At 74.1% G+C, this 16,846-nt stretch carries 16 protein-coding genes and 2 pseudogenes; 9 read left to right on the plus strand and 9 right to left on the minus strand.

Features of this window, described 5'->3' with window-relative positions; translation table 11 throughout:
- Positions 1-221: 221 nt before the first annotated feature.
- The 3 genes from SCA03_RS16430 to SCA03_RS16440 all read right to left on the minus strand — a co-directional run bounded on the left by SCA03_RS16430 (position 222) and on the right by SCA03_RS16440 (position 3,025).
- Positions 222-1,301: a helix-turn-helix transcriptional regulator gene (locus SCA03_RS16430; RefSeq protein ID WP_230988747.1), complete on the minus strand. Its 1,080-nt coding sequence runs from the start codon at positions 1,299-1,301 to the stop codon at positions 222-224.
- A gap of 624 nt (positions 1,302-1,925) precedes the next feature.
- Positions 1,926-2,468, minus strand: coding sequence for a GNAT family N-acetyltransferase (locus SCA03_RS16435; protein ID WP_141275471.1), 543 nt, complete (start codon positions 2,466-2,468; stop codon positions 1,926-1,928).
- A 74-nt stretch (positions 2,469-2,542) separates the two neighbouring features.
- A complete protein-coding gene (locus SCA03_RS16440) occupies positions 2,543-3,025 on the minus strand; it encodes an ATP-binding protein (protein WP_230988749.1) in 483 nt (160 codons plus the stop codon).
- Positions 3,026-3,382: 357 nt separating this feature from the next.
- On the opposite strand from SCA03_RS16440, the gene SCA03_RS35755 reads away from it, so the two are divergent.
- Entirely contained in the window at positions 3,383-4,495 is a 1,113-nt protein-coding gene (locus SCA03_RS35755) for an aminoglycoside phosphotransferase family protein (protein WP_141275472.1), read from the plus strand.
- A gap of 73 nt (positions 4,496-4,568) precedes the next feature.
- On the opposite strand, the gene SCA03_RS16450 is transcribed toward SCA03_RS35755, so the two are convergent.
- Entirely contained in the window at positions 4,569-5,834 is a 1,266-nt protein-coding gene (locus SCA03_RS16450) for an NADH:flavin oxidoreductase/NADH oxidase family protein (RefSeq protein WP_086815809.1), read from the minus strand.
- Between the two features lie 165 nt (positions 5,835-5,999).
- On the opposite strand from SCA03_RS16450, the gene SCA03_RS16455 reads away from it, so the two are divergent.
- The 4 genes and pseudogenes from SCA03_RS16455 to SCA03_RS36820 all read left to right on the plus strand — a co-directional run.
- Positions 6,000-6,629 carry a TetR/AcrR family transcriptional regulator gene (locus SCA03_RS16455; RefSeq protein ID WP_030875770.1) on the plus strand — a complete coding sequence of 210 codons (630 nt, stop codon included), beginning with the start codon at positions 6,000-6,002 and terminating at the stop codon, positions 6,627-6,629.
- A 69-nt stretch (positions 6,630-6,698) separates the two neighbouring features.
- Positions 6,699-7,625 carry a helix-turn-helix domain-containing protein gene (locus SCA03_RS16460; RefSeq protein WP_086815811.1) on the plus strand — a complete coding sequence of 309 codons (927 nt, stop codon included), beginning with the start codon at positions 6,699-6,701 and terminating at the stop codon, positions 7,623-7,625.
- Positions 7,622-7,837 (plus strand): annotated as a pseudogene (locus SCA03_RS36230) (DUF397 domain-containing protein); the annotation flags it as partial. The gene SCA03_RS16460 and the pseudogene SCA03_RS36230, both read left to right, overlap by 4 nt.
- A gap of 138 nt (positions 7,838-7,975) precedes the next feature.
- Positions 7,976-8,128 (plus strand): annotated as a pseudogene (locus SCA03_RS36820) (DUF397 domain-containing protein); the annotation flags it as partial.
- A gap of 14 nt (positions 8,129-8,142) precedes the next feature.
- Here SCA03_RS36820 and SCA03_RS16470 read toward each other — a convergent pair.
- A complete protein-coding gene (locus SCA03_RS16470) occupies positions 8,143-8,856 on the minus strand; it encodes an SDR family oxidoreductase (RefSeq protein WP_030875763.1) in 714 nt (237 codons plus the stop codon).
- A 95-nt stretch (positions 8,857-8,951) separates the two neighbouring features.
- Between SCA03_RS16470 and SCA03_RS16475 the strand changes: the two genes are divergently transcribed.
- Together SCA03_RS16475 and SCA03_RS16480 are read left to right on the plus strand one after the other, a co-directional pair.
- Positions 8,952-9,806: a helix-turn-helix transcriptional regulator gene (locus SCA03_RS16475; protein ID WP_086815815.1), complete on the plus strand. Its 855-nt coding sequence runs from the start codon at positions 8,952-8,954 to the stop codon at positions 9,804-9,806.
- Between the two features lie 69 nt (positions 9,807-9,875).
- Positions 9,876-10,631 carry a DUF5995 family protein gene (locus SCA03_RS16480; protein WP_169729645.1) on the plus strand — a complete coding sequence of 252 codons (756 nt, stop codon included), beginning with the start codon at positions 9,876-9,878 and terminating at the stop codon, positions 10,629-10,631.
- A gap of 93 nt (positions 10,632-10,724) precedes the next feature.
- On the opposite strand, the gene SCA03_RS16485 is transcribed toward SCA03_RS16480, so the two are convergent.
- Positions 10,725-11,357 (minus strand): hypothetical protein, encoded by a 633-nt coding sequence (locus tag SCA03_RS16485; protein ID WP_230988751.1) that lies wholly within the window; start codon positions 11,355-11,357, stop codon positions 10,725-10,727.
- A 306-nt stretch (positions 11,358-11,663) separates the two neighbouring features.
- Between SCA03_RS16485 and SCA03_RS16490 the strand changes: the two genes are divergently transcribed.
- The gene (locus SCA03_RS16490; protein ID WP_030875751.1) at positions 11,664-12,590 is read left to right on the plus strand and encodes a TIGR03619 family F420-dependent LLM class oxidoreductase; all 927 of its coding nucleotides are present in this window, start codon (positions 11,664-11,666) and stop codon (positions 12,588-12,590) included.
- A 90-nt stretch (positions 12,591-12,680) separates the two neighbouring features.
- On the opposite strand, the gene SCA03_RS16495 is transcribed toward SCA03_RS16490, so the two are convergent.
- Complete coding sequence (locus tag SCA03_RS16495) at positions 12,681-14,390, minus strand: flavin monoamine oxidase family protein (RefSeq protein WP_086817600.1); 1,710 nt, start codon at positions 14,388-14,390, stop codon at positions 12,681-12,683.
- Positions 14,391-14,747: 357 nt separating this feature from the next.
- Here SCA03_RS16495 and SCA03_RS16500 point away from each other — a divergent pair, with 357 nt between their 5' ends.
- Positions 14,748-15,422, plus strand: a complete 675-nt coding sequence (locus SCA03_RS16500; protein ID WP_086817602.1) for a maltokinase N-terminal cap-like domain-containing protein — start codon at positions 14,748-14,750, stop codon at positions 15,420-15,422.
- A 111-nt stretch (positions 15,423-15,533) separates the two neighbouring features.
- Here SCA03_RS16500 and SCA03_RS16505 read toward each other — a convergent pair whose 3' ends face one another.
- Together SCA03_RS16505 and SCA03_RS16510 are read right to left on the minus strand one after the other, a co-directional pair.
- Positions 15,534-15,992 carry an Lrp/AsnC family transcriptional regulator gene (locus SCA03_RS16505; protein WP_030875745.1) on the minus strand — a complete coding sequence of 153 codons (459 nt, stop codon included), beginning with the start codon at positions 15,990-15,992 and terminating at the stop codon, positions 15,534-15,536.
- Positions 15,993-16,055: 63 nt separating this feature from the next.
- A complete protein-coding gene (locus tag SCA03_RS16510) occupies positions 16,056-16,778 on the minus strand; it encodes a class I SAM-dependent methyltransferase (RefSeq protein ID WP_030875742.1) in 723 nt (240 codons plus the stop codon).
- Positions 16,779-16,846: the final 68 nt, after the last annotated feature.

The raw sequence follows: 16,846 nt of genomic DNA on the forward strand, positions 1-16,846 counted from the left end.
GGAAGCCTCAGGGCTGAGGGGGAAAGGGGCCCAGCCGGTGTGCTGGGCACGGCGACCGTGCGGCACAAATGGCGCCGAGCGGTGCAAAACGGGTCAGAGTGATACAGCGTGCAGTACGGAGCGGCACGGAGCAGCACAGGCGTCAGGGAGTCGGACAGCGCGATGTCACGGTTCGGCGCCGAAGCCGAACTCGTGGGCCGCCGGGTGGAGTCGGGCCGGGATCAGGCGGGGCGCCCCCAGGGACCGGGACGGGAACGGGGACGGGGACGGGTATGGGGGCGGGTATGGGGGCGGGCGCGGGTCCAGGCGGAGGTGTCGTCCTCGTCATCCCCGGCGGTGAGGCTGCCCAGCAGGGCCAGCGCCTCCTCGGCGGGGCTGCCCGGGTCGGCCCGGTAGACGACGAGTTGCAGTCCGGGCGCGCTGTTCACCGTCAACGACTCGTAATGCAGGGTGAGTTCACCGGCCAGCGGGTGGCGGAAGCGTTTGCTCCCTCGGGTCTTCCTGCGGACCTCGTGGCGTGCCCACAGCTCGCGGAACGCCGCGCTCCGGGCGGACACCTCGGCCACGACCTCGCCGAGCCGTGCGTCGTCGAGCGCGGTACCGGCGGAATCACGCAGTCCGGCGACGGTGTCGGCCGCGACCTGCTCCCAGTCGGGGTAGAAGTCCTCGGCGTCCGGGTCGAGGAACACCAGCCGGACCAGGTCGTCGCTGTGGGTGTGGCCCGCGAACAGGGCTCTGCCGAGGGCGTTGGCGGCCGGTACGGCCAGGCAGTGGTCGAGGATCACGGCCGGGGTGTGCGGCCAGGCGGCCATCATGTGCAGCAGACCGGGATCGGTCTCCGGCTGCGCGGCGGGTGTGCGGCGGTCGCGCGGCGCCGGCCGGGCGAGCCGGTGCAGATGGGCGACGGCGTCCGGCTCCAGTCCGAGTGCCCGGCCCAGCGCGTCCACCACCTGCGCGGACGGGTGGCGTTCACGGCCCTGTTCGAGCCGTACGTAGTAGTCGGTGCTCACTCCGGCGAGCCGGGCGACCTCCTCGCGGCGCAGCCCCGCCACACGGCGCCGGGCACCGGCCGGCACACCCAGTTCCTCGGGCCGGCGGAGTGCGCGGCGGGCACGCAGGAACCGGGCGAGCGCGGAGACCGCGCCGGGCACCACCGCACCGGAGGCCGCACCGGAGGGCGTGCCGTCTGCCATGGCGGACGCCGGGTCGGGTGCCATGGCAGACGCCGTGACGGGCACCGTGTCGGACGCCGGGTCGGACGCCGTGACGGATGCGGTGGCGGATGCCGTGTCGCTCTGCATGTCCTCGACGCTAAGCGCCGGGCCGCCCCAGGGCGAGGCCCGAGGGTGGCCGTACCACTCCCACCCTGCGCGAACGCTCCCACCCGGGGACCGCTCCCGCCCTACGCACCCGCTCCCACCCGGCGGACCGCTCCCCACCGGGCGCTCGCTCCCGCCCGGGCGACGGCTCCCACCCCGGGCGACGGCTCCCGCCCTGCGCGCCCGGCCGAGTCAGCCGCCGAGAACAACCGTCGGCGCGGGCACCGGGCGTTCAGGGCAGCCCGGCAAACGGACCCGGCAACGGTGGTGCCCCGCCGCCGGGCACGGATGTGGCGCCATCGCCTGACGCGGGTGTGCAGCCCCCACCCGGTGCAGGCGCGGAGCCTCCACCAGACACAAGGCCCCACCCGACACAGGCGTGAAGCCCCCGCCGGACACAGAGCCGGAGGCCCCACCTGTCGCAGACGCGAAGCCCCGGCCAGGCACAGGCGCGGAAGCCCTGCCTGACGCAGGCGCGAAGCCCTCACCAGGCGCAGACGCCGAGCCGCCGCCAGACGCAGAAGCGGAGATCCCACCAGGCGCAGACGCGAGGCCCCCGCCGAGCACAGACGCGAAGGCCCGGCCGGATCCTCGCGCGGAGGTCCCTCAGGCGGAGCCCCCGCCGGGCACGGGCACAGGCGTGGAGGCCGGGCCGTTGTCGGGGGCGGGTAGTTCGTACCAGCGCAGTACACGGTTCTCCGCGACGCACCGCATACCGACGGCGGCGAGCACCCGCTGCGACGCGAGGTTGTCCACGCCGGTGTCGGCCCGCGCCCGGGTGACGCCGCGGGACCAGGCGAACTCCAGCAGTGCGCGCAGGGATTCGGTGGCGTAGCCCGCGCCACGCGCCGACGGCACCAGCCCGTAGCCGACCGTCACGGCCCCGTCCTCGCCCGGCGGCCCGTGGAAGCCGAGGCCGCCGATCGCGCGGCCGTCCTCGGCGCGGCGTATCTCGAACGTGCCGAAGGGGCGCGGGTCGTGGCCGACCGCGCAGGCGTCGAGGAACGCGGTCGCGCCGCGCAGATCCAGCGGCCCGGGGTAGTCCGGCGCCCACCGGTCGGTCGTGGCACGTACGCCGTCGATCAGGCAGTGGGCCTCGTCGGGTGTCAGCAGGTGCAGCACGAGCCGCCGGGTGCGCAGTTCCGTCATGGACGGCAGCCCAGCACCACGCGGCGCGCGACGCACCCGATTTCGCCCCACGGCCCACGGGCGCGCCCCACCCGCTACCGGTACAGCTCCGCCCACACCGTCTTGGTGATCGCGTCGTTCACGGTGCATCCCCACCGCGCCGCCAGCGTGTCCACCAGCAGCAGGCCGTTCCCCGAGCCGCCGTCCGGCGCCGGGCTGGGCGGTCCGGCGGGCAGGGGGCGGTCCGCGCAGGCGTCGGTGACCTCGATGCGCAGCGGCTCGGGAGGCGGCGGCAGCAGCACATGCACCCGGAAGTCCCGTCCCGTGCCGCCGCAGTGGCGTACGGCGTTGGCGGCCAGTTCGGCCGTGATCAGTGCGGCGGTGCTGGAGAGTCCGCCGTCGAACGGGAAGCCCCAGTCTGCGAGGTGCTGCGCCACGAACCGCCGCGCGAGCCGGGCCCCGCGCCGGGTGGAGCTGAGCTGGACGGTCAGGCCGCGCGCGGGCGGAAGGGCTCCAGCGGCCGGGGAGGCAGGGGAAGCCGGGGTCGTCACGGTGACGGGACGGTGCTGGGTGTTCATGCCGCACGACGGTGCCGCCCCGGCGCGCGTCCTACCAGGTCAGAAGGGCGTGCCGACGCGAAACGTACGGCGGTGCACGGCGGTTGTACGGCTGCCGTACGGGGCTGTACGGGCCGCGCCGGGCCCACGACCGGGCCCCGGACGACGGTGGCCGCCGAACGCCGCCGGACACCGCCGGACGCTGCCGGACACCGCCGGACCACGAGGCGCCGCGCCGGATCACGACGAGGCGCCACGCGCCTCGCACCGGACCCCCGCACGCCCGCACGCGCCCCCGACGCGCCCCGCTCCCCCGCCGTACGCCACGATGAGCACCATGACGGACGTGACACCGGACGCCCTCCTCCCGGAGAGAGCATGACCCCGACGCCCCGCCCCACCCGTACGATTCCGGACGCGTTCGTCCACGAGACCACCGAGCGGGAGGGCGCCGCCGGGGCCGCCTGGCTCGCCGAACTGCCGGGGATCGTGGCCGAGTTGCTGGACCGGTGGTCCTGCGTGCCGGACGGCGAGGTCACCCACGGAGCGGTCGGGCTGATCGTGCCCGTGCGGCGGCGCGGGGCCGGGGTCGAGGGCGAGGGCGAGGCTGCCGTGCTCAAGGTGTCGTTCCCGCACCCGGGCAACGTGCACGAGCCGGACGCCTTCGCGGTGTGGGGCGGCCGGGGCGCCGTCCGGCTGCACGAGCGCGACGACGAGCGGTTCGCGATGCTGCTGGAGCGGGCCTCGTCCGTCACCCTGGCCGAGTCCTGGGCCGGGGCCGAGGCCGGGACCGCACACGGAAACCGGACGGCAAACGGAAACGGGAGCGGGAACGGGAGCGGGAGCGGGAGCGGGAGCGGAAACGGGAGCGGCACCGCGAACGACACCGGGACCGGGAGCCGGGTGAGTGACGCACTGGCCACCGTCGCCGGGCGCCTCAGCCGCCGTCTCGCCGTCCCGGCGCCGCCCGGCCTGCCCCGGCTGGCCGACCAGGCCGCCACCTGGGAGGCCGAACTCCGGTGCGACGACGCGGAGTTGGCGCATTCCCTCCCCCGCCGCACCGTCGACGCCGCCGTCGCGACCGTCCACGAGCTGGCCCGCACCCAGCCGGATCTGATGCTGCACGGCGACTTCCACGCCCGCAACATCCTGCGTGCGGAGCGCGAACCGTGGCTGGCCGTCGACCCGAAGGGCTGCGCCGGTGATCCCGCCTACGACGGCGGCAGCCTGCTGAAGGCCCGGGTGCCCGCCCTGCTGGACGCGCCCGACCTGGGCAGGGCCGTCCACCGGCTGCTCGACGTCTACGCCGAGGCGGCGGAGCTGGACCGCGAGCGGGTCCGGCGCTGGTCCCAACTGCACGCGGTGCAGGCCGCGTTCTGGGGCCGTCGGCACGGCTTCCGGCTCACCCGCGCACGCTCCGCCCACGCGAACGCGGGAACGGACCCTCTCGTCCGGGCCGCGGAGCATCTGGCGCAGCTGCTGACGGACTGACCCCCGCCCCCGGGTGCCGCGCGGCCCGGCCGCCGCGCCGGGGTCATCCGGCCCGGCTCGTCGTCGCGCCGGGTCATCCGGCCCGGCTCGTCGCCGCGCCGCCGTGCCGGGTCGTCGTCAGCCAGGTGCGGTAGCGGCGCAGGGCTCCCCGTTGGCGGCCCTGTTCGCACAGCAGGGCGCGCGCGGGGTGGGTGCCGGGCCTGGGCGCCCGGCCGTGCGCGACGCGGCGCATCTGGTGGCGGACCTGGGCCATGCTCGCGGCCGAGGCGAGCGCCTTGTCGGACCAGGAGACCGGCCGTATCCGCCGGTCGGCCTCGCGGCCGTGCCGCCAGCGGTCGGGCAGGTCCGGGGTGACGGCCAGGGCGGTGCCCATACCGACGAGGGCCACACCGTCGGCGAGCACGTCCTCGGCGGTCCCGCGCCGGGTGATGCCGCCGGTGAGCATCAGCGGCACCGGGCTGGTGCGCGCCAGATCCCGTGCCAGGTCCAGGAAGTAGGCTTCGCGGGCCCGGGTGCGCTCGTCGGCGGGGCGGCCGGTCATCGCCGGGCTCTCGTAGCTCCCGCCGGACACCTCGACCAGGTCGACGCCGAGCGGCGCGAGCATCCCGATGACCTGCCGCGCGTCGCCGGCGTCGAACCCGCCGCGCTGGAAGTCGGCCGAGTTGAGCTTCACCGCGACCGCGAAGGACGCCGAGACGGCGTCGCGGACGGCACGGACGACGTCCAGCAGCATGCGCGCCCGGTTCTCCAGCGACCCGCCCCACGCGTCGGTGCGCCGGTTGACGAGCGGGGAGAGGAACTGCGACAGCAGATAGCCGTGCGCGGCGTGGATCTCCACCCCGTCGAAGCCCGCCTGTTCGGCGCGGCGGGCGGTGACGGCGAAGCGGGCGACCGTGGCCTCGATCTGCTCGGGCGTCATCGCCACGGGACGGCCGAACCGGCCGCTGTGCCGGCCGAGATCGATGCCCACGGCGGACGGGCCCCACACGACGCCCGGCATCCCGGCCGGCACCTGGCGGCCCGGGTGGTTGATCTGCATCCAGGCCGCCCCGCCGCCGGACCTGGCCGCCTCGGCCCACGCGGTGAACGGCTCCAGCGGTGCGGCCTCGTCGAGGACGACGCCCGCGGGCCCGGTCAGCGCCTCGGCGTGCACCATGACGTTGCCGGTGATCAGCAGTCCGCTGCCGCCCGCCGCCCAGCGCCGGTACAGCTCCCGCAGACGGTGGCCGGGCAGCTGGCCGTCGTCGGCCAGGTTCTCCTCCATGGCCGCCTTCGCGATCCGGTTGCCCAGGACCTGTCCGGACGGCAGGGACAACGGCGAGAACAGCTCGCTGGTCATCCGAATCCCTCGCTCTCAGCTCTGTTCAGCGCAGTTCGGCTCTGCTCGGCTCTGCGCTGTTCGGCTCGACCGCCCGGGGCGACCGACTAGAATGTGTGCACCGCTCACATTAGACGGAGCACGACGGAGAATGTAAGCGGTGCACACATGAGAGGGGCGTGACCTGTGCCACGAACGACCGCGTACCACCACGGCGATCTCCGCGCCGCCTGCCTGCGGGCCGCACGCGAACTGCTGGAGGAGGACGGCAGCGCCGCGCTGTCGATGCGGGCCGTCGCACGCCGCGCGGGCGTCTCACCGACCGCCCCCTACCGCCACTTCCCCGAACGCGAAGCGCTCGTCTCCGCCGTCGCCGCCGAGGGCTACCGCGAACTCGCCGAGCACCTCGGCGCCGCCCACCCCGCGCCCGGGACCCCCGACGAACTCGCGGCCGTCGCCGTCGCCTACGTCCGCTTCGCGCTCGACCATCCGGCGCTGTTCCGCGCGATGTTCGCCGAACCCTGCGTTCCGGGAACCCCCGACAACAGCGAACGGGCCGCCGCGATCGCCGCCATCACCGAGTACGTCCGCGGCATCGTCCGGCGCGCCTTCCCCGCCGCCGACCCCGACGCCCTGTGGACCGCCGTCTGGGCCCTCGTCCACGGCCTGGCGTTTCTCCACCTGGACGGCAAGCTCGACACCTCCACCCCGGACGCCGTCGCCGAACAGGTCCGCACCGCCGTCCTCGCCCTGCTCACCGCAACGGGTGGCGTTTCCCTGGCGAATGTGACGCGTGAGGGTGGATTCGCACGGTAACCGCGCGGCCACGCGCGTAGCGTGACGTCCGTCAGACGTCAGGCCCGCACAGAGCCAGCGGAGACGCGCATGGACAGCGCCGACAGCAACCAGCCCCGGAAGCAGGGGAGTTCGACGGACATCCCGCCACCACGAGAGCCCGGCGTCTGCGCGGGCACGGGCGCGGGACGCAAGCGGCAGGGCGGCGGCAACGGGCGGGACCGGCCCGCGGTCTGGGTCGCCTACGGCCGACTGCTCCGGCTCTTCCGCAGGCGGGCCGGGCTCACCCAGGAGCAGTTGGCCGAGCTGGTCGAGTACTCGCTCGAACAGGTCGCCTCCATCGAGCAGGGGCGCCGCCCGGCGAAGGCGAAGTTCACCGCCGCGGCGGAGCGGGTGCTGAACACCGGGGGTGTCCTGGAGGAACTCCAGGAAGAGGTCGACTTCGCCAAACTTCCCGCGTTCTTCCGGGACTTCGTCCTGATCGAGCTGGAGGCGGTGAGTCGGTTCGACTACGACCCGCTGCTGGTGCCGGGACTCCTCCAGACCGAGGAGTATGCGCGGGCCATCTTCGCGTCCAGTACGCCCGTGCTCGACGAGGCCACCATCGAGGACCGCGTGGACGCACGCATCAGCAGGCAGAAGCTGCTGACCAAGTCCCCACTCGCGACCTTCTCGTTCATCATCGGCGAGACGGTGTTGCGCAACCCGATCGGCTCCCGAGAGGCGATGCTCCGCCAGTACGAGCGTCTCCTCACTACAGCCAAGCTCCGCAATGTGGAGATACAGGTCGTCCCTCACGCCACAGGCTTCCACCCCGGACTCAACGGCCCCATGGTCACTGTCGAGACGGCTGACCATCAGCGCTACGCGTACTTCGAGTCGCAGGGGATCGGCCATGTTGTGAGCGATCCGACCGAGGTGAGTATGTTCGAGCTTCGCTATGGCAAGCTGCGGTCACAGGCGCTGAACGTCAAGGAGTCAGCGGCCTTCATCGAGCAGTTGGCAGGAGAGCAATGAGCACCCAGCGGGGCGTCGGCCATCTCGATCACCTGTCCTGGTTCAAGAGCAGCTACAGCGGCTCCGATGGCGGTAACTGCGTGGAAGTCGCCCTGGAGTGGCGGAAGTCCACGTACAGCGGCGGCAGCGGCGGAGACTGCGTCGAGGTAGCCGCGCCCTGGAAGAAGTCCACACACAGCGGCCCCGACGGCGGCAACTGCGTCGAAGTCGCGCTTCCCTACCGGAAGTCGAGCCACAGCGGGCCGGACGGCGGGGACTGCGTCGAGGTCGCGCTCCCCTACCAGAAGTCCACACACAGCGGCAGCGACGGCGGGGACTGCGTGGAAGTGGCGCTGCCCTACCACAAGTCGAGCCACAGCGGCAGCGGGGGCGGGAACTGCGTCGAGGTGGCCAACGGGCCCCGGCTGGTGCATGTGCGGGACACCAAGGACACGAGCGTGCCGGGGCTGGCGGTGGGGCCGGGCGCGTGGGCCGCGTTCGTGCGGCACACGGCCCGGCGCTGACCGGACGGGACGGTTCACCAGGGCACGGGTGTGCCGTCCCAGGAGACGAACGTGCCGGTGGGGCCGTCGTCGGGCAGCAGAGCCAGGCGGACGGCCCCTTCGGCTGCCTCGGCCGGGTCGCCGCCGCCCGCCGCCGCGGCGTTGAGGTCGGTGTCCCGGCGGCCGGGCGCCATCGCGTTCACCTTGACCCCGGCGTCCTGGAGCGTCTGCGCGTAGAAGAGCGTCAGGGCGTTGAGCGCGGTCTTGGAGGAGCGGTAGGCGGCGCCGCTGCCCTGGGAGACGGCGAACGGCGAACCGGGGTCCGCGCTGAGGCCGAGCGAGCCGGTGCCGCTGGAGATGTTCACGATGCGCGGCTGCGGTGAGCGGCGCAGCGCGGGCAGGAAGGCGTTGGTGACCTCGACCACACCGAAGACATTGGTCTCGTAGGTGCGGCGGAAGTCCTCGACGGAGGCGGTCGTGGGCGGGTCGAGGTCCGGGGAGATGCCCGCGTTGTTGACCAGCGCGTCCAGCCGGTCCACCTGGGCGGCGGCGCGCGCGATGCTGTCGGGGTCGGTCACGTCCAGGGTGAGCGGCCGGGCGGTGCCGCCGATCTCCTCGGCGGCCCTGCGGCCCCGCTCGGCGTCCCGCGCGCCGACGTACACCGTGAGCCCCGCGGCGACGAGCTGCTGGGCGATGTGCCGGCCGATTCCCTTGTTCGCGCCCGTGACCAGCGCTGTGCGATCGTTCATGGCATCCACGGTTCCCTGGCCGAGGGCCCTGCTGCCAGGGATCACCTGTACCAGGCGGGGCCGTCCGGCCGAGCGGGCCGGAGGGAGGAGGCGCCATGGCGGGGCAGGAGTGGCGGCGGGAGCTGGCCCGGTTCCTGCGGGACCGCCGGGAGGCGCTGTCGCCGCGCGCGCTGGGCGTCGTGGAGACGGAGGCGCCGCGCCGCACGCCGGGGCTGCGGCGTGAGGAGGTCGCGGAGCTGGCGCACATGTCGGTGGACTACTACACCCGGCTGGAGCAGGCGCGCGGGCCCCGGCCGTCGCCGCGGATCCTGGACGGGCTGGCCCGGGCGCTGCGGCTGGCGCCCGCCGAGCGCAGCCATCTGTTCCGGCTGGCCGGGGCGACGGGGCCGCCGCCCGCCGACGGTGCGGTGCGGCGGGTGCGCCCGCACGTGGCGGCGATGCTGGAGCGGCTGCCGGGCACGGCGGCGATCGTCACGGACGCCGTCTACGACGTGGTCGCCTGCAACCCGCCGGCTGCCGCCCTGCTCGGGGACGACCTGCGGGACGGCGGGGCCAATCTGGCCCGGCGCCGCTTCCTGGGACGGGGGCGGCTGTACGAGAGTTCGGGGGCCGAGGAGTTCGCGCACATCGTCGTGGCGCGGCTGCGCATGGCCGCCGGGCGCTACCCGCACGACGCGCGGCTGGCCGGGCTGCTGGGCGAACTGCGCGCCGGGAGCGAGGAGTTCCGGCAGGTGTGGGAGGCCCGTCCGGTGCACGCGCCGGGGCACCGGGTCAAGACCGTCGAACATCCGGTGGCGGGCAGACTGCGGCTCAACTGCGATGTGCTGCTGGTACCCGAGGACGACCAGCAGGTGGTGCTGATCACCGGGGACCCGGGCTCACCGTCCGCGCGGGCGCTGGACGACCTCGCGAACCGGCGGGCCCGGTACGGAAGTCCGTGCGGTGCCTGAGTCCTCCGTCCGTGGGCAGTACACGCCGCGCTGACCACGCACGGTCAAGGAAGCTGTCACGCTGCGTCCATGACGACAGGGGAGCAGACGGCGGCACGTGCCGCGCAGCGAACGGCGGCGCCCTCCGTGGGGCAGGGGCCCGCGCGGCGCACGGCGGCGGCCGCGCGGGTCGGCCGGGTGACGGCGGAAATGCGCCTGATCGGGGGCGGGTTGCCGGGCCGCGACGGTATCGCGGCGTTCAACCGGATGTATCTCACGGTGACCGAGGAGCTGGAACGGCGGCTCGCAGCCGGGCACTTCGACGGCCGTACGGCGACCGCCGAGCTGGGCGCGGCGTTCGCTGAGCGTTACCTCGACGCCGTCCGCGCCGACACGGCCGGGCACCGCGCCCCCGCCTGCTGGCGTCCGCTGTTCCGGATGCGCCGCCATCCCGCCGTGCACCCGTTCCAGTTCGCGCTGGCGGGCCTCAACGCGCACCTCGGCCACGATCTGCCGCTCGCGCTCTTCGACACCTGCCGCGCCCTGGACCTGCTCCCCGACGAGCTGGAAGGGGACTTCGAACGGATCGGCGACCTGCTGACCGGGCTGGAGGAGCGCATCCGCGAGGATCTGATGCCCGGCCCCGATCTGCTGGACGTCGCCGACCCGCTGACGCATCTGGCCGGTTCGTGGTCGCCCGAGCGGGCGCGCGGCGGCGCGTGGGCGGCCTTCCGCGGGCTGTGGGCGCTGCGGGCGTTCGCGCCGCTGCTGGAGGAGGCCGCCGAGGGCCTGGACGCCACCGTCGGCTTCGCCGGCCGCTGTCTGCTGACCCCGCTGCGGAGCTGAGCCGCGCGGCGGGCCGGGCCGGAACGGCCGGGCGGCGGAAGCGGGGCATCGGCCGCCTCCGCCGCCCCGGTACCGGGGCTTCCCGGCGTCCGGTCAGCCGATGTTGAAGGCGAAGTCGGTCACGTACCAGGCGTCCTTGATCTTCGCCGACGTGAACTTGACGTCGAGCTGGTCCTCCGTCACTCCGGTGGAGTTGGACACGATGATCTTGTCCAGGCTCTTGCCGTCCACGGTGACCTTGTCGGCCGGGATCACGGCCTTGCCGCCGTTCGCCGGCACCTGGGCGGCCTCCACCTTCGGGTTGTCCGACGGAGGCTTCGGCGAGAACGCCTCACGGAACCGCCCCACGCCCTTCTGCATCTTCTGCACGTCGGGCGCACCGCTGTTGCACCGCTCGGGCGAGCCGACCTTCGCCGGGGCCGACCCCTTCGCCGGCTCCGCCATCACCAGGCACGCCTCCTTCGGCTTGCCCTTGACGATGGCGCCGACCCAGCTCGCCACCGCTTCCTGGGGGGAGGACTGCTTCACCTGCGGGCCCCCGCCGATCCCGGAACCGCCGCCGCCCTGCTGGTCGTTCTTGCCGCCGTCGTCGCTCTTGCCGCCGGAGTCCTGCCCGGCCGAGCTGCTCTCCGCGGGCTTCTTGTCCCCCGACTTGTCGCCGGAGTCGCCGTCGCTGGAGCATCCGGTGACGCCCATGACCGCCGCCGCCATCGCGACCGAAGCCACGAGACCGAGGGTCTTCTTCCTGCCACTGCCTGTCATTCCGACGGCCTTTCCACGGGTGTCCATGTGCCAAGGCGCGGGCCGACCCCGCGCCATGCCGGGGCACCCTATCGAACAGCGACAACGGGGCTGACGGATCATGTGAGTTGACGAGGTCGGGACCGGTGATCGAACGCGTCACATGGGTTAGCTTCTGACGACACGCACTACGCGCACACACGCGAGTGCGCCGCTACAGAAGCTGCTCACCGATCACCCCGGCGGGCCCGCCACCGTGCCGTCCCGCCGGCCGGCTCAGGAGGCGCGTGCATGACCATCAGACTCGGCTTCGGACTCCCGCAAACCGGCTCCTACGACCTGCGTACCGATGTGACGACCGCCGCGCGCGCCGCCGAGGAGGCGGGCTACGACAGCGTCTGGGTGCTGGAGCGGATCATGCGCCCGGAACAGCCCGTCGACGACATGTACCTCATACCGGGCAAACCCTGGGCCGACTACTTCCGTTCCGTCGCCGACCCGCTCGTCACGCTCTCCCTGGCCGCCGCCGTCACCGAGCGGGTGCGGCTCGGCTCGTCGGTGCTGGTCGGCCCGCTGCACCAGCCGTTCCTGCTGGCCCGGGCGCTGGGTTCGCTGGACGCGGCCAGCGGCGGCCGGGTCGTGGCGGGGCTGGGCTCCGGCTGGTCGCGGGACGAGTACGCGGCGGCCGGCGCCGACCACGCCGCACGCGGCGCCGCGCTCGACGAACTGCTGGACGTCTGCGAGGCCGTCTGGGGCGCGGACCCCGTCTCCTACGAGGGCACCCGCACCCGCTTCTCACCGTCCGCCGTCGGCCCCAAGCCGGCCGGCCGGATACCCGTGCTGCTGGCGGCCGGGAACGACCGCTCGATGCGCCGCCTGGTGCGCCGCGCCGACGGCTGGATGCCCTCCGGCCTGTCGAACGAGCAGGTGGCGGCGGGCCGCCGCCGGCTGACGGAACTGGCCACGGAGGCCGGCCGCGACCCGTCCGGACTCTCCGTCACACTGCGGGCCTTCCTCGACGTCCGGGACCGTCCGGTGGACGGCGAACGCGGCCCGTTCCAGGGCAGCGTGGAACAGGTCGCCGAGGACGTCGCGGGCGCGGCCCGCGCGGGCGTCGACGAGATCATCCTCGACCAGCAGCTGGCCCACACCGACGTCCAGGACCTCATCGCCCGCGGAAAGGAACTCCGCACCGCGGTACGCGCGACCGGAGCCTGACCGCACCGGCCGCGGGCGGAACCCGACGGAACGAGCCGCGGGGCCGGGGCCCGCCGGACCGGCGGCGGGCCCCGGCCCGGCCGGTCCGGCTCAGTCCTCCGGCAGCTTCACCGGGGCCAGGCGGTCGAAGGCGTCGCCGGGGCCCGGGTTGCCCGGGTCGGTGGCGCCGCCGAGGTGGTGCATGACGCCCCATACGGCGTTCAGCGCGGTCTGCACGGCGCCCTCGGCCCAGCCGGCCGTCCAGGAGATGTCGTCACCGGCGAGGAAGAGTCCGCGCCGGTCGGCGGGCAGCTCGTCCTGCACGAAGTGGGTGAACAGCCGCCGCTGGTAGCGGTAGTGGCCGGGCAGGTTCGCCTTGAACGCGCCCATGAAGTACGGCTCGTCCTCCCAGGAGACGGTCAGCGGGTTGCCGGTGATGTGCCGCCGGATGTCGACACCGGGATAGATCTCGCCGAGGGACTTGAGCATGACCTCCAGCCGCTCGCCCGCGTCCAGCGGCAGCCACTTCAGGCTGTCGTCGCACCACGTGTACGACAGGCACATCACGGCCGGGTCGTCCGGGCCGTTCTCCAGCAGATAGGTGCCGCGCGTCATCCGGTCGGTGAGGGTCATGCTCATCGTGTCGCGGCCGGTACGCGGATCGGTGTCCCGCCAGAACGGCCGGTCCACGGGCACGAACAGCTTGGACGACTCCATGTAGTGGGTGCGCTCGACCGCCGTCCAGTGGTCGATCGGCAGCAGCGCCTCGTCGCACTCGATCCGGCTGAGCAGCAGCCAGGACTGCGCGGTGAACACGGCCGCCCGGTAGGTGCGGACGTCACCGCCCGCGTCGGTGACGGTGATGCGGTTGCCCGCGGTGCGATGCAGCCGCGTCACGCCCGGGCGGTGCTTCCCGTCCGGGTGGAGCGCGGCCAGGCTGGTGCCCTGCGGCCAGTGCACGAGCTTCTCAGGCGCCCGCTCCCACAGCCGCTCGGGCAACTGCCGGCTGCCGCCGACGATCCGGCGGTGGTCGTCGTCGGCCCCGGTGTAGACGACGCGCAGGATCTCCAGGATCGAGTTGGGGAAGTCGGTGTCCCAGCCGCCCGTGCCGAAGCCGACCTGGCCGAAGATCTCCCGGTGCCGGAAGGAGGCGAACGCCGGGGAGTCGCACAGGAAGCCGTAGAAGGTCTGGTTGTCGAGCTGCTCGACCAGCCGGGACCAGATCTCCCGGATGCGCGGCACGTCCCGCTCGCGGATCGCCCGCTGCATCGCGGAGAAGTCGGCGCCCTCCTCCAGACAGGCGTTCCACGCCTCCATGACCCGGTGGTAGACGGGCGGCAGATCCGCCGGCGTCCGTGCGTAGTGCGACTCGCCCTTGAGATCGACGACCGTCGAAGGGGTGCCGGGCGCCAGCGGGTTGGGGAACGGCGAGGTCTCCAGCCCGGTCAGATCGAGATAGTGCTGGAGCGCGGTGGAGGACGGCGGGAAGCGCATGGCGCCCATCTCGGCGTACAGGGACGGGTCACCGCCCTCGAAGCGCTCGGTGCGCAGCCTTCCGCCGAGCCGGTCGGCCTCGTACACCACCGGCTTGAGCCCCATCTTCATCAGCTCGTAGGCCGTCACCAGCCCGGACAGGCCGCCGCCGATGACGGCCACCTCGGTGCCGTGCGCGGTGGCGGGCACCGAGCCGAGACCGGCGGGGTGGCCGAGGAAGTCGTCGTAGGCGAACGGGAAGTCGGGCCCGAACATCGTCAACGGGCGCTCGCCGGGCCGCTCTTCGGGGCGCTCTGCGGACACGGCGGTGGGCACGGTGGAGGTCATGCGGGATCGCTCCTGATCAGGGTTCGGTCGGGGAGCCTCGGCAGGCGGCACGGCAGCGCCGGAAGCACCCGCGATGCCTGGGGCTCCCGGCGGCACGGCAGGACGGCCGCACAGCGCGTGCATATGACGCTACGTGCGGCGCACAGGGCCGACAAGGCTGATCATTTGCACGCCGCCGACGGTCCGTTGCGCACATCCGGCCCGGAACAGCGATCCGTTGCGCGATCCACCGCGCGCCCCTCGCGTCGTCCACCCGCCCGCCTCCCGGTCCCTCCGGGCCGTCTCCCCGGCGCGGCCGGGCGGCTGCGAGAGTAGGGGCGTCCCGAAGCCGCCCCGCGGAGAAAAGAGGTCCCGGACATGGCCGTCGTACACCGCACCGTCCTCAAGCCGACCAAGCTCGAACTGCTCGGCGCCTGGCTGCCGTCCCGCCCCTGGTACCGGGGAGCGGAGGACGGGCCGCGCCTGGCCAGGGCGGGCGGGTTCCGGCTGGACGATCCGGAGGGCGAGGTGGGCATCGAGTTCATCGTGGCCACCGACACCTCAGGGCCCCGCCCGGCCACCTATCTGCTGCCCCTCACCTACCGCGGCGCCCCGCTCGACGGCGCCGAGGACGCCCTCGTCGGCACCATGGAACACGGGGTGCTCGGGCGGCGCTGGGCCTACGACGGCTGCCACGACCCGGTGCTCGTCGCCCAGTTGACGGCCCTGATCGCCGGCCGGGCACAGGCCCAGGACCAGGGCATCAGCGACACCCCGGACCCGGAGGTCACCGCCTCCCACACCGACGGCACCGCCGTCCCCGCGGACCTCGCGGACGCCGCCGACGACCGGGACGGCACGGTGCTGACCGCGCCGGACGGCGCCACCCTCCGGCTCCACCGGGTCCTGGAGCCCGCCGGGGACGCCCCGGCCCCCGCCTCCGACGAGACACCCGCCGGCGCCGTCGGCCATGTCACCGGCGCCTGGGAGACGGCGGACGGCACCCCGGCCCGCGCCGTGTTCGCCGTCCTGCGCCCGGGCGCCGGCGCGTAGGCCCGGCCGCCTAAATTCGGCCGCCGCGCCGCGCGCTCGACTCCCGGGGCCCGGTAGCCGATTCCGGGAGCCGGGCGCTCGGCTGCCGTTCCCCGGCGGGACCGCCGGCGCTCACTCCCGGGGCGGCCCCGCCAGGGAACGGCGGACGAGCGGGGAGAGGACGAGGACGGACTTGGTGCGCTCGACGAACGGCTCGCCCGCGATGCGCTCCAGCACCCGCTCGAAGTGCCGCATGTCGGAGGCGAAGACCTGCACCAGGGCGTCGGCCTCCCCCGTCACCGTCGAGGCGGAGGCCACCTCCGGGTAGCCGGACAGCACCCTTTCGAGATCCTCGGGCGAGGTACGGGAGCGGCAGTACACCTCGATGAACCCCTCGGTGCGCCAGCCCAGGGCCGCCGGGTCCACCCGCACGGTGAAACCGGTCAGGGCGCCCTCGGCCCGCAGCCGGTCCACTCTGCGCTTGACGGCCGGGGCCGACAGCCCCACCTCGGCGCCGATGTCGGCGTAGGTACGGCGGGCGTCCTCGGCGAGGGCATGGACGATGCGCTGGTCGAGATCGTTCAGTGGCACCCGTGCAGTACACCACGGGGCGCGGGCGGGCCCGGCGGCCCGCCCGGGCCCCGGAGCGCACCGTCAGCGGGCGGGCACGGCCCGCGCCCAGTCGTGCCGGTCGGTCAGCCAGCGGTCCAGCGCCAGACCGGCCTCGGCCAGCGCCCCGGCGAACTCCGGCTCGGACATCCGCCGCGCGTAGTAGGTCTGGGTCCACTCCATACGGCGCCCCGCCGCCGGATCCTCGAACAGGTAGTGCACCTCGTGCCGGACGACGCCGTCGCCCAGGTCCTCCACGGCGGTCGTCGTGAGGGTCATGCCGCCGCCGACCCGCCGCCCGCTGCCGGGCGGCCCGTCCGGCTGCCGCGCCGCGTGCTGCCGCTGGACGACGACGCAGCCGTCGGCGGCCACATGCCGGGCGCAGGTCGCCAACAGCCCGGCGCGCAGCGCCGGATCGGGGGCGTCGACGAGGAACGAGGCGAGGGTGACGACATCGAAACGGCGGCCCAGATCCAGCCCCTCGACGGGGGCGTGCACCAGCTCCGCGTCCTCGATCCGGTCGAGCATGCCCCGGGACTCGTCGACGGCGGTCACCCGGAAGCCGCTGCGGACCAGCGGGCCCGTCATCCGGCCCGCGCCGGCGCCCAGTTCGAGCAGGCGCAGACCGCGCGGAGCGGCGACGGCGGAGGCGATGACGGCGGACTCCCCCATGTCGGGCAGGCGCGCGTACATCTCGACCGCGCAGCCGTCCGGGGTGATCGCGCCGGGACCTGTACCGCTGTTGGCATCACGCGTGTACGTCGTCATGCCGTCATCCGAACACGGCCGCGACGGCCGCGGAAGACCGCGCCGGGGCCGCCGTGGCCGCCCCGGCC

Source organism: Streptomyces cacaoi (genome assembly GCF_006539165.1).
Lineage (GTDB): Bacteria > Actinomycetota > Actinomycetes > Streptomycetales > Streptomycetaceae > Streptomyces > Streptomyces cacaoi.

Excerpts from the sequence above, each read along its gene's own strand:
- SCA03_RS16450 (WP_086815809.1), bottom strand. The coding sequence starts at position 5,834 with ATGACCAGCGAGCTGTTCTCGCCGTTGTCCCTGCCGTCCGGACAGGTC.
- SCA03_RS35755 (WP_141275472.1), top strand. The coding sequence starts at position 3,383 with ATGACCCCGACGCCCCGCCCCACCCGTACGATTCCGGACGCGTTCGTC.
- SCA03_RS16495 (WP_086817600.1), bottom strand. The coding sequence starts at position 14,390 with ATGACCTCCACCGTGCCCACCGCCGTGTCCGCAGAGCGCCCCGAAGAG.
- SCA03_RS16480 (WP_169729645.1), top strand. The coding sequence starts at position 9,876 with ATGACGACAGGGGAGCAGACGGCGGCACGTGCCGCGCAGCGAACGGCG.
- SCA03_RS16435 (WP_141275471.1), bottom strand. The coding sequence starts at position 2,468 with ATGACGGAACTGCGCACCCGGCGGCTCGTGCTGCACCTGCTGACACCC.
- SCA03_RS16510 (WP_030875742.1), bottom strand. The coding sequence starts at position 16,778 with ATGACGACGTACACGCGTGATGCCAACAGCGGTACAGGTCCCGGCGCG.
- SCA03_RS16500 (WP_086817602.1), top strand. The coding sequence starts at position 14,748 with ATGGCCGTCGTACACCGCACCGTCCTCAAGCCGACCAAGCTCGAACTG.
- SCA03_RS16460 (WP_086815811.1), top strand. The coding sequence starts at position 6,699 with ATGGACAGCGCCGACAGCAACCAGCCCCGGAAGCAGGGGAGTTCGACG.
- SCA03_RS16440 (WP_230988749.1), bottom strand. The coding sequence starts at position 3,025 with ATGAACACCCAGCACCGTCCCGTCACCGTGACGACCCCGGCTTCCCCT.
- SCA03_RS16430 (WP_230988747.1), bottom strand. The coding sequence starts at position 1,301 with ATGCAGAGCGACACGGCATCCGCCACCGCATCCGTCACGGCGTCCGAC.
- SCA03_RS16475 (WP_086815815.1), top strand. The coding sequence starts at position 8,952 with ATGGCGGGGCAGGAGTGGCGGCGGGAGCTGGCCCGGTTCCTGCGGGAC.
- SCA03_RS16490 (WP_030875751.1), top strand. The coding sequence starts at position 11,664 with ATGACCATCAGACTCGGCTTCGGACTCCCGCAAACCGGCTCCTACGAC.
- SCA03_RS16470 (WP_030875763.1), bottom strand. The coding sequence starts at position 8,856 with ATGAACGATCGCACAGCGCTGGTCACGGGCGCGAACAAGGGAATCGGC.